Raw genomic sequence first — 12,989 nt, 5'->3', positions numbered from 1 at the left:
GGCCACAAGAATTAGGGCAGCACCCGGCACAGCTCCGCGAGCGCCGAATCCCAGACCGCATCGGAGACCGCGGAGAAGTTGACCACGAGTCCGTCCCGCGCGGGGGCCCAGGTTTCCGGGCCTCCGTGCCGGAACTCGGAGAGACCACTCACCATTACCCCGCGGGAGCGGGCGGCCAGGAGAACGCGCCCCTCCGATCCGGCCGGCAGCTCGATTACCGCCTGGAGCCCCGCGGCAACACCGCTGACGCGTACATCGGGGGCGGCATCGGCGAGCGCGGTCACGAGCTGATCGCGGCGACGACGGTAACTCTGGCGACGCAGGCGCACGTGGCGATCAAACGCCCCGGAGGTGATGAACTCCGCGAGCGTGAGCTGTTCCAGGACGCTCACGGTTTCCACCCGCCCCTTCGCCGCGGCCACATCGGCAAGCAGATGCTCGGGCACCACCATCCAGGACACCCGCAGGGCGGGGGCGAGCGACTTGCTGGTGGTACCGAAATACACGACGTGCTCGGGGTCGAGACCCTGGAGCGCGCCCACCGGCCGACGGTCGTAGCGGAACTCGCCATCGTAGTCGTCCTCGAGGATCACCGCCGCGTTCTCCCGAGCCCAGGTGATGGCCGCGCTGCGCCGCTCCGGGGAGAGAACCACACCCGTCGGGAACTGATGCGAGGGGGTGAGGAGTACCGCGGCGGGCCGATCGGCCGTCGGCAGCAGGGAGAGGTCGTCAACTCGCGCACCGAGGGCATCCACCTCCAGATTTGTGAGGCGCACGCCCTCCCCGCTCAGGAGCTGACGATAGAACCCCAGCCCGAAGGTTTCGGCGGCAAAAACCGTGGCCCCGCGGGTGCGCAGGGCGCGGGACACGATGCCCAGCGCATCATGGAATCCCGCGGTGATGATGATGCGGCCGGGATCCGCTCGCACGCCGCGCACACGAGCCAGGTATTCGGCGAGTGCCACCCTGAGTTCCATGCTTCCGAGCGGATCTCCGTATCCGAATGCGGAGTGCGGTGCCGCCGCGAGCGCCCGCCGAGCAGCTGCGAGCCAGGCGGTACGCGGAAACTCGGCGAAGTTCGCGGCACCGGGAACGAGACCCGCCCCGGTGTCTCGACGCGGCGGTACCGCGGGCATAGCCGGAACGGGTGCCGCGGCTCGGGCCGCCACCCGCGTGCCCGAGCCCTGACGCGCGACCAGCCACCCCTCGGCCACCAGCTCCGCATAGCACTCGGTGACGCTGCTGCGAGCGATTCCGAGATCGGCCGCGAGGGCGCGTGAGGCGGGGAGCCGGGTGCCCGGGGCAAGCCGGCCGGAGGCGATGGCCTCGCGCAGCGCGGCGGTCAGCCCGGCCCGCACACCCGCCCCGGCGAGGTCGAGGTGCAGATCGATCCCGGCGATCCCGGCGGTACGCGCCCCCAAAGTGGTCTGCGTTTCTTCCATAGAAATGGATCTTACTCCCGGACCGCACGGTGCGTAACGTGAGGGGAACACGGCGCACTGCGCCCCAGTGAAAGGACTCCCCATGACCACCGCCCAGCCCCTGATGCCCGAGCACACGCCCCGCACCGACTGGAGCGCACATGCACCCGAGATCTTCCGTGCCCTCGTCCGCCTGGACTCGGTATCCGGTGCCGGCCTCGACACCGCCCTGCTCAACCTCGTGAAGATCCGCGCCTCACAGATCAACCACTGCGCGTTCTGCGTCGATATGCACTCCAAGGACGCCCTGGCCTCGGGAGAAACCGTGGAGCGGATCATTCAGCTCACCGCGTGGACCGAATCGGAGCACTTCTACACCGCACGCGAGGTTGCCGCCATCGAACTCACCGAGGCCGTGACCGTCCTCACCGACGGCTTTGTTCCCGACGCCGTGTATGCCCGCGCGGCCGCGGTCTTCACCGAAACCGAGCTGGTGCACCTCATCGGTGCCATCGTCGCAATCAACGCCTTCAACCGTTTTGGCGTTGCCACCCGCATGGTGCCGGGACACTACACCCCGGGCACCGCCGCGCACTAGCAATGGGGCGGAGCGGATCCCGGCCCGCTAGCGGCCCAGCTGCGCCGTCACCGACTGCGCCTGGGCATCGGTGAGCGAGGCCACGTAGTCGATGACCGCGCGGCCGCGACCGCGGCGGGCGAGGCTCGCATCATCCGAATCGCCGATCAGGCGCGTCGGATCCTCTCGACGCAGCTCGTGATAGCTCTCGGTCGCCTCCTCCACTTGTTCGAGGAGGCGACGCGGGGCGCGCGAGGAATCATCGGGGTCCCGCAGCCACTCGTCGAGCCCCACCACGAGGGATTCCACCAGGCGAGCCTGCCCGCGCTGGGTCGTCGCAAGATCCGGATTCTCGAGCACAAAACGCGTGTGGACAAATTTCAGCACCATGACGTCGTGCCAGGCCTGGGTCGCGAGCCGAATGTGGCCGCTGCGTACGTGCGGGTTGGCCTCCACCACGATCGAGGCCTGGAAGCGATCCAGCCAGCGTCGGATAAACGCCGAGAGTTCACGCTCGCTGGCGATTCCGCCGTCGAAGGGCACCGCGAGCAAGCCGTCGACGAGTTCCTCGGCCACCCGGTCCACCGCATTGCCAAACGCCTCGTCGTCGGCGATCCAGCCATCGCGAGTCAGCAGGTGGCGGCGCAGCGCCTCAAGCCGGTATCCGGGCACCCGCGGATGCGCGGCGATCTCGCCGTCGGCAAGGCCGCTCAGTTCGGCCCGGCCACGCAGCCAGGAGCGCAGCTCGGCCGATACCGTGGCGTGCTGCAGCACACCCGCACGGTAGAAGTCGTCGAGGTCGTGCAGCGAGTAGGCGATGTCATCGGCGATGTCCATGATCGAGCACTCCACCGTCTGCTGCCACGGCGCAATGGCCGGATACGCGGCGCGCACGGCCTCGGCCTCGCGCGCGTGCAGGGAGTAAATCGAGAACTTGTGTGCGCCGGTCGAGATCGGGGCCCCGGCACCGCGCGGCCGCTCGTGCGGGGGGAGATCGGTGTGTGAGCTCGCCCATTCGAGGCGAGTCCACGGATACTTGAGCACCGCCGCCCGCACGGCGGTGGTGAGGTTCAGGCCGGGCTGGGCGGCACCGTGGGTGTCGAGCTCGGCGAGGATCCGCAGCGTCTGCGCATTGCCCTCGAACCCCTCGGCGAGCCCCAGCCGCTCACGACCCACGCGGTCGAGCACCTGCTCGCCCAGGTGTCCAAACGGCGGGTGTCCGAGGTCGTGGGCGCTCGCGGCGGCCTGCACCACCACGGGGTCGCAACCGCCGAGAGCATCGATGGTCGCGCGGGTTTTCTCATCGGTATAGAGCAGGGCCACGGCGATCTCACGCGCCACCGCGGTGACCTTGATCGAGTGGGTCAGTCGGTTGTGGATAACCGGGCCGCTGGTGGCCTGGGGCACCACCTGGGTTACGGCAGAGAGCCGAGAAAAATACGGGGAGAAGCGGATGCGCTCGAGGTCGACCCGGAAATCGTGGGAGGCGCGGGCACCGGGCAGGACGTCCTCCGGGGTCGCGCGTGCATGGCGGGCATCGCGCGGGACGGGAGCGGCCCCGGAGCGGTCGGAGTGCAGCGCGGGCGCAGCGGGGGAAACCGGGGGGATGGGGTCACGTTCGGACATGGGGTTCTCCTTGGCGGTGGCACCAGCGCGCGACGCTGGTTTGGCCATCCTAGCCAGCTCCTACGCGCCGAGCCGGGACAAACGCCGAGACCTCGGGGGCAGCCCCCACCTCGAATGTTCGGGCCCAGAGACGGAACAAGCGGACAGAGTCGCGGGGGGGGCAGTCCCCACCTCGGATGTTCGGGTCCGAGGTGGGGACGATCGTCCCAGGGGGTGGAAGATCCTGGACCAGGCTAACCGAGCTCAGGATTTCGAGCGAAAATCGAGTTTCTTTTCACCCCCGGCTTCACCCATACCGTGGGGATCTTGCTCGATCTAGATGTCGTCCGCACCCTGCAGTGCGGTACGTGAGAGGGCGGGTTCGCGAATCAGTCCGAGCCGGGCGGCGCGGGCAACCGCATCGTTTCGGCTGCTCACGCCGAGTTTGCGATACACCGAACGGGACTGCGTCTTGACCGTGTTGAGAGAGACGGTGAGGGCGCGGGCGATTTCGGCGGCGCTCAGTCCGTGGGCGAGGTGGCGCAATACTAGCCGCTCACGCACCGTCAGGTTGACCTGTTCCGGCGCCGATTCCCAGGGGTTCGGGAGGCCGTTTCGCCGCGCGGCGAGGGTGTGTGCGAGCAGGATTCGTCCCTGCGTGTGTGCGAGCGCCTCGAGCTCATCGAGCCTGGCCGGCGGAATGTGCAACAGCGGAAGGGCGAGCTGCTGCTCCTCGAGGATCGCGACCGCGGCCTCGAGCGCGTCGAGGCTTAATCGGGCATCATCGGCGTGAATCGTGCAGGCCGCGATGAGGAGGTGCGCGAGTGCGCGCGATCGCGGCGGCATTCGCTCGAAATCGAGGTCGGTCAGGAGCACCGAGCAGCGCTGATCGTTGCCGGCCGCCAGCTCGCGCCGGGCACGAAACAGCACGGTGGCGGGATCCTGTAGGGGCAGCGATGCCGCAAACCAGTCGGCTCGCGCAAGGTTGCCACCGTAGAGCTCGAGATCGGCGCGCAGGCTCACGAGCCGCGCACGCTGCACCGGGGAGATCGGCGGCTGCCGTTCATCCCCCAGACGGGTATCCAGGCGGATTGTGGCGGCCACCCGCAACCCGAGAAAGAGCTCGGCCAGGGCCAGCGGCTCGACGATGACCGGCCAGTGTTCGCTGGTTTCGACCTCGTCGCGGTACTCAGCCAGAAGCTCAACCGCCGCCTCGGGATGGCCCGCTTCCAGCGCGAGGATCGCCCGGGCCGCGGCCTCATGGGTGCTCAGATACACGCGGTTTTGCACGGCCAGTGGGCCCATCTCGTCCAGCCGGGCCAGCGCCTGCTTTGCCCGCACATACTCCCCGCGGAAAGCCGAAATGCCGGCGATGAGGGCGAGCACGTGGGCGCGATCCTCGGGCACCTCCGAACTCGTTTCGATGAATGCGGTGCCGAGCATTTCGAGTGCTTGGGCGCTGTGCCCGCAGGCGTGCAGCGTGATCGCGAGGTGTGCGCCGAGTACGGGAATCACGAGACCCAGGGCCTCCCGCGCATCGAGCGGCAGGGACCGGATGATGTCGTCAGCGGTTCGTGCGGTGGCTAGTGCCGGCCCGTATCGGCCGATCACCCGGTTCGCGCTGGACTGCATCGCCAGGAGCAGCGCACGCTCGTTGAGCGCGGCGGTCTGCAGGCTCTCGCGGCCGCCGGTCAGCGCGAGGCCGAAGTACTCGACCGCGCGCAGGCGGGTCAGCCCGCTCGAGTTGTACACCAGTGCGAGGGTGAGGCACAGCACCGGAAACCGGCGGATCTCGCGCAGCGGGATCCGGCGCAGGCTTCGGGCAACCACGGAGCCGTGCCGACTCATCAGCGGTCCGAAGTTGCGCCACACCACCTCACTGGCGAGCGCGAGATCATCGATCGCCACCGCACGCATCAGCGCCTCGGCGGGGTAGCCGTTTCGCATCTTCCAGCGGATGATTCGCCGCGCCGCCTGGCCGTGCGCGACCGGAAACACCTCACGCAGCTCGGCGGTCAGTCTGGCCCGCAGCTGTGGGCCCAGCGCCAGCGGTACCCGGTTGAGGCTGGCGAGCGGGCGGGCGTCCGGGCCGTACACGCCGATCGTGAGCAGGTCGGGAATGCATCCGTGTACCCCGGCATCCCCCTCGATCACCGCGGCGATGAGGCCCTCGGGAAGCTCATCGGGAAGCCCGAGCGCCAGAAAGCGCGCATAGGAGACGTCCGAGTGTAGTTCGTGACGGACAACGGCCAGATGGCGGTCAAAGACAGAGTCGGTCTCCGCATCGTTCGCGGGCGGCCCCTCGAGCGCGGGTTCGGCCCCGTGCGTCGCCGCCGCCGCGCGCAGTCGGTGGAAGGTGCCGTCCAGGGTTTCGTCGACCTCGTCCGCGAGGGCCGCCGGGTCGGGTACCCCGAGGAGCAAAAAATAGCCCTCTGTCTCCGCCCGTGTCAGCCGCAGGTCGGTGGATCTGAGGATCTCGTGTTCGAGGCCGGCACCGGCGGCACGCTGGTGCAGGGCGTCGAGGCCGTTGCCGTAGGCGATGAAGCGAATGTTGGGGCACGCACGCAGGATCCGCACGATGTCTTCGAGGATCTCCGGGTCGGTTACCCGGTGGGCATCGCGCAGCACCACGCACTGCTCGCCGAGCAAACCAAACCAGCGGATTAGGCCCTCTCGCGAAAAGGAACCGGGCGCGCTAATGCGCTGGCGGGCGGTGAGCAGCAGGTGGAGACCCTCCCAGAACTGGGCGCGGGTTTCGGTGCGGCTGGCACCGAACCACACGCCGGAGAGGGCCGGATGCGCGGCCGACCACTGCGCGACGAGGGTGGTTTTGCCGGATCCGGGCGGGGCGTCAATGAGGACGAGCCCTGCTCGGTCGAGGCGCGGGACGAGGGCGGCGCGGGTAAGAAGCACGCGCGGCAGGCGGGCGGACAGGCGGATCAGCGCAGTCTCCTTCCGGTTTCTGCTTCCAGTGAAGGACCCACAAGTGCCGGCCCGACGCCCCCGCCGCCAGCCTACATTCGCCGATTCCGATTTTCACACCCGCAAACGGGGCACGTTGGGGCGGCGGTTTCGCCGCGGTCACCGCGCCCGCGCGACTACTAGGCGAGCGACTTTGCGAGCCAGATCTGCGCGTAGGGATCCGTATTGAAGGCGGGTACCGGAGCATATCCGAGACCGGCATAGAGGGCACGCGCTTCGACGAGGTCCTCGCGGGTATCCAGCCGCACGGTGTGACGGCCGGTCAGTCGGGCACGACGTTCGAGCTCGGTCACGATATCCGTGCCGATCCCCGCCCCACGCGCGGACGGAAAGGTGTACACCGCGGTGAGCTCCGCGGTGTCGTAGTCGATCCAGCGCACGCCGCCGCAGCCCACGATGCTCTCGCCGCGACGGGCGATCACCAGGTCTCCGCCGGTGCCCTGCAGCAGCGCCACTTCGGGGCCATTCAGGGTCTGCTGGAGCCAGGCCGGATCGGCGCTGGCGCCCTCCCAACGATCGGCCACCTCGGTGAAGTACGAGGTGAGCACCGACAGGGCGAGCGGATCGCGCGGATCAATCGAGGCAAACGTTGTGCTGGACATACCCCGAGCGTAGCGGCGGCGAGGCGACGAATCGAATCGGGTTCCGTGGGACGATATCCCTATCGATTTTCTCGGATCCATCCCCGGAAGGGCCCCATGAGCGCGCACCCTCAGACCGCCGCGATTCTCGCGGACGCGGTGGCGGCGCTGCGCGCGCACGGCACCGCGCCGGAGCTTCGTGCGGAGTTTGTACCCGCGCACACGCGCCTTCTGGTGCCCCGTCGCGCGGCCATCCTGCCGATTGGCGAGGTATGGCGGCTCGGCAGCCTGCTGCTCGGGCCGGATGGCGACGTCTATGAAACCGGTGAGGTTGTGCGCGCGAGTGAGCCCGGCTGGCCGGGGCACCAGTCGGTGCTTGCCGAGCAGAGACGCGAGTATCGCCAGGCTGCCCAGCGCGCGAAGATCGCATCGGGCACGGTGATCAACCTCGGCTGGACCCCGGTGGATCTCGAGCCAAACGCACTGCGGGACTCCGATGGCGTGCTGGTTCTTCGGGGAGAGACCCCGCACGTGCGCTGGGCCCCCGGCTCTGATGCCGCGACCCTGCCGCTGGACTCCTACCTGGCCGAGCGCATCACGCTACTCGCCTCCACCGAGGGCGCATAGGCTCGCGAGTACTGCTGGCCCCTATGCCGGGGTGCGGCGTTCGCGTGGGGGCGGGGGCGGTGGCACCTGCTTGGCCGCGATAACCGTCGCGAAGGCCACGGTTTCGAGGCCCCGCTTGGTCGCGATCGCGATGTGGGTGTCGTCCGCCCGGAGATACCAGCCGAGGGCATCGGTGGCGCTGCCATCGGGCAGCCGATAGCGCACGACGACGCGGTCGCCCTCGCCCACGGTGCGCAGGAATGCGACGGCCTCGTTGCCGATCATGCGCCGAGCCGTCCCAGCCATTCGCCGAGGAGCGCGCGCTCGGCGGGGGTGAATCGGGCCGCCGTCTCGGAGGTGCCGGTTTCGGCGGCCTCGGCGGGCCCGGCGGTGAGCGCACTGGCGAGGGTGGATGCCGCAGCGATGACCGGATCGCTGCCCGGAAGCGGTGCGTCGGTACACACGCCAGCAAGTGTGACATCACGCACTATTGCGGAGATCGCGGGGTCTGGATGAACCTCGGGACGCGTGACGAGGGCCAGTGCGATGCCGGTGTTGGCCGCCATGATGGTGCGGGTCGCGTGTTCGGGGTCGATGCGGAGGCGTCCGAGGGCGTCGGCGCGCAGCACGAGCGCGTGCAGGAGGGCGTAGGCTTCGGCGAGCGCGCCGTCGGGGGTGTCCGTTCCGCCGCGCAGGGTGAGACGGTAGAGCGCCGGGTGGGCCAGCGCGAACTCGGTGTGGCGATCCCAGCCCGCACGGATGTCCGCGACCGGGTCCGGGCCGGGCTCGGCCGCGCGCTTGCCGCCGAGGTAGGCCTCGAAGGCGGCGGCGATGGTTGCGGCGATCAGGCCGTCCTTATCGCCGAAGAGCCGGTAGAGGGTGGGCTGCTGTACGCCCGCCGCCTCGGCCACCGCGCGGGTGGAGACCTCGCCGGTGGGTGAGTCGGCGAGCAGACGCGCGGTGACGTCGATAATGCGGGCTCGATGATCCATGTATCAACGCTAACACGGAGCACGCATCAATGAAAGCGATGGGGGTGAGACCCTACTCGGGCAGGTGGACCCGGAATCCGGCCGTGCCGGTTTCGATGCACACCCCGGCGAGGTCCGAGCGCACGGCGTGTGCCAGCGGGGCTAGCAGCTCGCGTTCTGCCGGGTCTCCGGTGGTGGCCAGTGTGATGCATCCGGCTCCCACGGCCGCGCGCACTCCGGCCTCGGCGTCCTCCACGGCGAAGCAGGTGCGCGGATCGAGGCCCAGTCGGGTGGCTCCGGTCACGAAGGGTTCCGGATCGGGCTTGCCGAGGCGCACGGCCTCCGCGGTCACCATGGTGTCCGGCACGGGAATGCCCGCGGCGATCAGGCGTGCCAGCGCGACGGGGCGGGTGGCGGAGGTCACGACCGTCCAGGGGATGTCGCCAAGCTGAGCGATCAGCTCGTGCACGCCGGGGCGGGCGGTGACCACGGCATCCGGCCGGGTTTCCCACCACTCGAGGCGCTCGAACGCCTGATCGAAGAGCTCCGGCGGAAGGGTTTCGGAGATGATGTCGCGCGCGGGGCGTCCGTGGCGTCGCTCGAGCGGCGGCGTCTCCACACCGAAGTCCTGGGCCCAGCTCGCCCAGGCGAACTCGATGAACTCGGTGGAATCCACGAGGGTGCCATCCATATCGAACAGCACGCCGCGCAGGGCAATCGGGGTCAGCAGCGTCATGCCCTCACCCTATCGGGCGGCGCATCACGCCTCAATGACGGTAAGCGACAACCGAGACCCCAAAACACACATTTTCACAACATATTTCCGCTTTTCTCCCTCGCAACCATCAAAAAATGAGTGAGAGTTCACAATATTTTCCAAATTATGTTTGTTTGGGATCAAACATGTTGTACTGTTTCAAAGCAACACTCGAAGGAGAGGCGTTACCACCCGTCTTTCCTGCCACCTACTAGGGAGAGACGTTCAATGAAGATCAGAATCCTCACGGCCGGCATCACGGCCATCGTTCTAGCCGCCAGCCTGACCTCCTGCAGCTCGGAGCCCGGCGGAACCGACGCCGAGGTCAAAACAATCACGTACTGGGCAAGCAATCAGGGTGCCAGCCTCGACAACGATGCCGAGATCCTGAAGCCCGAAATTGCGAAGTTCGAAAAGCAGACCGGTATCAAGGTCAAGCTTGAGGTTGTCCCGTGGTCCGACCTCACCAACAACACGCTCGCCGCGGCGGTCAGCGGTCAGGGACCCGACGTCATCAACATTGGAAACACGAACGCCGTGACCTTCCAGTCCACCGGTGCGTTCTTCCCCTTCGATGACGCCGCACTCGACAAGATCGGCGGCAAGGACCGCTTCATCAAGAGCTCCTTCGCCACCACCGGTGCCGAGGGACAAACCCCCACCTCGATCCCCCTCTATAGCCAGGTCTACGGCCTGTACTACAACAAGAAGGCCTTCGCCGATAAGGGCCTCACCCCGCCCGCTACCTGGGAGGAGCTCGTGAGTGCGGCCACCGCACTCACCGACGCCTCCACGGGAAAGTACGGCATTGTGATCCCCGGTGGCACCGTAAACGCCAGCATGCACATGGCCTTCATCTTCGGTGCCCAGAACGGCGGCTCCGCCTTCGACAAGGCCGGCAAGCCCACCTTCACCTCCGACGGCATGGTCGCCGGGGTGAAGCAGTACGTTGATCTCCTGGCCACCGACAAGGTCGTGAACCCCAGCGTCGCTCAGTACACCGAGGGCGCTCAGGCGGCCGGGGACTTCGCCCGTGGCGATGCCGCCATGTACATGGCCCAGACCTCCTCCGGCAACGTGCTCGCCCAGAACGGCATGACCGAAGACCAGTACGGCGTCGTGCCGATTCCCGCTCCCGTGGGGGGCGACAAGATCGGTAGCTTCGTCGCCGGCACCAACATCTCCATCTTCAAGAGCAGCAAGAACGTCGACGCCGCTCTCGAGTTTGTGAAGTTCCTCACCAGCGATGAGGAGCAGGCCATCCTCAACAAGGCCTACACCTCCCTCCCCGTGGTCACCGGCGTTGAGGGCCGATTCACCGAGGACACCGAGCTGCTCAACACCTGGACCGAGATCCTGACCGACTTCTCCAAGCCCCTCCCGCTGGTCCCCGGTGTGCAGGCGTTCCAGGCCAACGTAGGCGGCGCTGTGGTCTCGCTGATCGCACAGGCCGCCACCGGTGGAACCATCACCACCGACACCGTGCGCAAGGCCCTCGATGAGGCCGAGCAGAAGATGGGCTCCACCAAGTAGCACCCCCGCCGGGGTCTCGGCAACGAGACCCCGGCCCCTTCCCCACGACTGAGCACCCGACCCGGGGTACCCCCGCGGTCTAGGAGACACCATGGAAACATCAACCGTCGGGCAGGCCCCTCGCCCCGCCCGCACCGGGAGCGGGGCGAACACACCCGCCCCGAAACGCTCCCGGCCGGCAGCCGGAAAGCCGGGAGGCCCCACGAAGAAGCGGTGGTTCACCTGGACCCGGGCAACGCCGTACCTGCTGATCCTGCCCGCCGTCATCATGGAGCTCCTGATCCACGTGATCCCCATGATCGTGGGATTCTGGATGAGCTTTATCGAGCTCACCCAGTTCTACATCACCAACTGGTCCGAGGCGCCGTTCGCGGGCCTCGGAAACTACTCGGCGTCCCTCAGCTTTGACACCTCACAGGGCAAGCAGCTCCTGCAGTCCTTTGGCACCACCATCGGGTTCACCATTCTGGTGGTGGGGGTTTCCTTTATCTTCGGCATGTCCGCCGCCCTGGTGCTTCAGCGCAGCTTCCGCGGGCGCGGACTCCTGCGCACCCTCTTCCTCATTCCCTACGCTCTTCCGGCCTACGCGGGCATCATCACCTGGAAGTTCATCCTGCAGCGCGACAACGGCCTGCTCAACGAGGTTCTGGTCAACGGACTCGGAATCTTCGATGAGGCACCATTCTGGCTGATCGGTGACAACGCGTTCGGGTCGATGGTGGTTGTGGCCATCTGGCAGCAGTGGCCCTTCGCCTTCCTGATGCTGATGGCCGGAATGCAGTCGATCCCCGAGGACGTCTACCAGGCCGCCGAGATCGATGGGGCGAGCATCTGGCAGCAGATCCGTCACATCACATTCGGCATGATGCGGCCGATCAACGCCGTCCTGATTCTCCTGCTGACCCTCTGGACATTCCGTGAGTTCAATACACCCTTCGTTCTGTTTGGCGCGGTACCACCGGACTCAGCAAACCTCCTCACCATCAATATCTATGGCCGTTCCTTCATCAACTGGAACTTCGGTCTCGGTTCGGCAATGTCCGTTCTGCTGATGCTCTTCCTGGTGCTCGTCTCCGGGGTCTGGGCCCTGATCAACCGAAAGGTGAACCGCGATGCGTGAGCAAATCTCCTTCCGTATTTTCCGCTGGGTGGTCCTCGTACCGCTCGTCGTTTTCACCGTGGTTCCGCTGTACGTCATGATCACCTCGGCCATGAAGCCCGAGGTGGATGTGCAGGGGGCCTTCCAGTGGTGGCCGCGAAATCTTACGTTCCAGCCGTTCATCGACATCTGGAAGACGGTGCCGCTGGCCCACTACTTTGGCAACAGCCTCATCGTGAGCCTCGCCGCGACCTTGTTCAGCGTGATCATCGCGATCTTCTCGTCCTATGCCCTGTCCCGCTACCGGTTCCGTGGTCGCGGTGCGTTCTCGGGTGTGATCCTGTCGACCCAGATGTTCCCCGGAGTGCTGTTCCTCCTGCCGCTGTTCATCATCTTTGTGAACCTCGACAAGACGCTGGGCATCACGTTCTTCTACCAGACCCTTCCGGGCCTGATCATCACGTACCTGACCTTCACCCTGCCATTCTCCATCTGGATGCTCACGAGCTATATGAACGGCATTCCCCGGGACCTCGACGAGGCCGCCCGCGTGGATGGCACCACCGCGATCGGTGCACTGTTCCGCATCATCGTTCCGGCCGCGCGCCCCGGCATCATCGCCGTCGCAATTTACTCCTTCATGACCGCCTGGGGTGAAATCCTCTTTGCGTCGCAGATGACAAACTCCACAACCAGAACCCTCTCGGTGGGGTTACAGGCATACGCGACCGAGACCAACGTGTACTGGAGCCAGATCATGGCGGCCTCGCTCGTAGTCAGCGTCCCGATCGTGGTGGGCTTCATGTTCCTGCAGAAGTACCTCGTTGCCGGTCTGACCGCCGGGGCGGTGAAGTAGC

Annotated in this window: 12 protein-coding genes; 5 read left to right on the top strand and 7 right to left on the bottom strand. The window is 67.0% G+C overall.

What is annotated here, in order from left to right; all coding sequences use genetic code 11:
• Positions 1-11: 11 nt before the first annotated feature.
• On the bottom strand, positions 12-1,442 hold the full coding sequence (gene pdxR / locus D9V32_RS09055; RefSeq protein ID WP_121648584.1) for a MocR-like pyridoxine biosynthesis transcription factor PdxR: 1,431 nt from the start codon (positions 1,440-1,442) through the stop codon (positions 12-14).
• Positions 1,443-1,524: 82 nt separating this feature from the next.
• Here pdxR and D9V32_RS09050 point away from each other — a divergent pair, with 82 nt between their 5' ends.
• On the top strand, positions 1,525-2,019 hold the full coding sequence (locus D9V32_RS09050) for a carboxymuconolactone decarboxylase family protein (RefSeq protein WP_121648583.1): 495 nt from the start codon (positions 1,525-1,527) through the stop codon (positions 2,017-2,019).
• A gap of 27 nt (positions 2,020-2,046) precedes the next feature.
• On the opposite strand, the gene D9V32_RS09045 is transcribed toward D9V32_RS09050, so the two are convergent.
• The 3 genes from D9V32_RS09045 to D9V32_RS09035 all read right to left on the bottom strand — a co-directional run bounded on the left by D9V32_RS09045 (position 2,047) and on the right by D9V32_RS09035 (position 7,187).
• Entirely contained in the window at positions 2,047-3,624 is a 1,578-nt protein-coding gene (locus tag D9V32_RS09045) for a deoxyguanosinetriphosphate triphosphohydrolase family protein (RefSeq protein ID WP_121648582.1), read from the bottom strand.
• Positions 3,625-3,939: 315 nt separating this feature from the next.
• Positions 3,940-6,516 carry a LuxR C-terminal-related transcriptional regulator gene (locus D9V32_RS09040; RefSeq protein WP_121648581.1) on the bottom strand — a complete coding sequence of 859 codons (2,577 nt, stop codon included), beginning with the start codon at positions 6,514-6,516 and terminating at the stop codon, positions 3,940-3,942.
• A 188-nt stretch (positions 6,517-6,704) separates the two neighbouring features.
• On the bottom strand, positions 6,705-7,187 hold the full coding sequence (locus D9V32_RS09035; protein WP_183086253.1) for a GNAT family N-acetyltransferase: 483 nt from the start codon (positions 7,185-7,187) through the stop codon (positions 6,705-6,707).
• 96 nt (positions 7,188-7,283) lie between these two features.
• Here D9V32_RS09035 and D9V32_RS09030 point away from each other — a divergent pair, with 96 nt between their 5' ends.
• Positions 7,284-7,793: a hypothetical protein gene (locus D9V32_RS09030; RefSeq protein ID WP_121648579.1), complete on the top strand. Its 510-nt coding sequence runs from the start codon at positions 7,284-7,286 to the stop codon at positions 7,791-7,793.
• Positions 7,794-7,814: 21 nt separating this feature from the next.
• On the opposite strand, the gene D9V32_RS09025 is transcribed toward D9V32_RS09030, so the two are convergent.
• The 3 genes from D9V32_RS09025 to D9V32_RS09015 are packed head-to-tail and all read right to left on the bottom strand — an operon-like array spanning position 7,815 to position 9,479.
• The gene (locus tag D9V32_RS09025) at positions 7,815-8,057 is read right to left on the bottom strand and encodes a putative acetyltransferase (RefSeq protein ID WP_121648578.1); all 243 of its coding nucleotides are present in this window, start codon (positions 8,055-8,057) and stop codon (positions 7,815-7,817) included.
• Positions 8,054-8,764: a TetR/AcrR family transcriptional regulator gene (locus D9V32_RS09020; protein ID WP_121648577.1), complete on the bottom strand. Its 711-nt coding sequence runs from the start codon at positions 8,762-8,764 to the stop codon at positions 8,054-8,056. Before D9V32_RS09020 ends, D9V32_RS09025 begins: the two co-directional genes overlap by 4 nt.
• 52 nt (positions 8,765-8,816) lie before the next feature.
• Entirely contained in the window at positions 8,817-9,479 is a 663-nt protein-coding gene (locus D9V32_RS09015; RefSeq protein ID WP_121648576.1) for an HAD family hydrolase, read from the bottom strand.
• 249 nt (positions 9,480-9,728) lie between these two features.
• Here D9V32_RS09015 and D9V32_RS09010 point away from each other — a divergent pair, with 249 nt between their 5' ends.
• The 3 genes from D9V32_RS09010 to D9V32_RS09000 all read left to right on the top strand — a co-directional run bounded on the left by D9V32_RS09010 (position 9,729) and on the right by D9V32_RS09000 (position 12,988).
• Entirely contained in the window at positions 9,729-11,033 is a 1,305-nt protein-coding gene (locus D9V32_RS09010) for an ABC transporter substrate-binding protein (RefSeq protein WP_121648575.1), read from the top strand.
• A 91-nt stretch (positions 11,034-11,124) separates the two neighbouring features.
• Positions 11,125-12,153, top strand: coding sequence for a carbohydrate ABC transporter permease (locus D9V32_RS09005; RefSeq protein ID WP_121648574.1), 1,029 nt, complete (start codon positions 11,125-11,127; stop codon positions 12,151-12,153).
• Positions 12,146-12,988 carry a carbohydrate ABC transporter permease gene (locus D9V32_RS09000; protein WP_121648573.1) on the top strand — a complete coding sequence of 281 codons (843 nt, stop codon included), beginning with the start codon at positions 12,146-12,148 and terminating at the stop codon, positions 12,986-12,988. The genes D9V32_RS09005 and D9V32_RS09000 overlap by 8 nt, the downstream gene beginning before the upstream one ends.
• Position 12,989: the final 1 nt, after the last annotated feature.

This window comes from Mycetocola tolaasinivorans, from assembly GCF_003667565.1.
Lineage (GTDB): Bacteria > Actinomycetota > Actinomycetes > Actinomycetales > Microbacteriaceae > Mycetocola > Mycetocola tolaasinivorans.
The sequence above is the reverse complement of the archived record's forward strand: the minus strand, read 5'-3'. Positions and strand labels throughout refer to the sequence as shown.

Excerpts from the sequence above, each read along its gene's own strand:
- pdxR (WP_121648584.1), bottom strand. The coding sequence starts at position 1,442 with ATGGAAGAAACGCAGACCACTTTGGGGGCGCGTACCGCCGGGATCGCC.
- D9V32_RS09050 (WP_121648583.1), top strand. The coding sequence starts at position 1,525 with ATGACCACCGCCCAGCCCCTGATGCCCGAGCACACGCCCCGCACCGAC.
- D9V32_RS09045 (WP_121648582.1), bottom strand. The coding sequence starts at position 3,624 with ATGTCCGAACGTGACCCCATCCCCCCGGTTTCCCCCGCTGCGCCCGCG.
- D9V32_RS09035 (WP_183086253.1), bottom strand. The coding sequence starts at position 7,187 with ATGTCCAGCACAACGTTTGCCTCGATTGATCCGCGCGATCCGCTCGCC.
- D9V32_RS09030 (WP_121648579.1), top strand. The coding sequence starts at position 7,284 with ATGAGCGCGCACCCTCAGACCGCCGCGATTCTCGCGGACGCGGTGGCG.
- D9V32_RS09025 (WP_121648578.1), bottom strand. The coding sequence starts at position 8,057 with ATGATCGGCAACGAGGCCGTCGCATTCCTGCGCACCGTGGGCGAGGGC.
- D9V32_RS09020 (WP_121648577.1), bottom strand. The coding sequence starts at position 8,764 with ATGGATCATCGAGCCCGCATTATCGACGTCACCGCGCGTCTGCTCGCC.
- D9V32_RS09015 (WP_121648576.1), bottom strand. The coding sequence starts at position 9,479 with ATGACGCTGCTGACCCCGATTGCCCTGCGCGGCGTGCTGTTCGATATG.
- D9V32_RS09010 (WP_121648575.1), top strand. The coding sequence starts at position 9,729 with ATGAAGATCAGAATCCTCACGGCCGGCATCACGGCCATCGTTCTAGCC.
- D9V32_RS09005 (WP_121648574.1), top strand. The coding sequence starts at position 11,125 with ATGGAAACATCAACCGTCGGGCAGGCCCCTCGCCCCGCCCGCACCGGG.
- D9V32_RS09000 (WP_121648573.1), top strand. The coding sequence starts at position 12,146 with ATGCGTGAGCAAATCTCCTTCCGTATTTTCCGCTGGGTGGTCCTCGTA.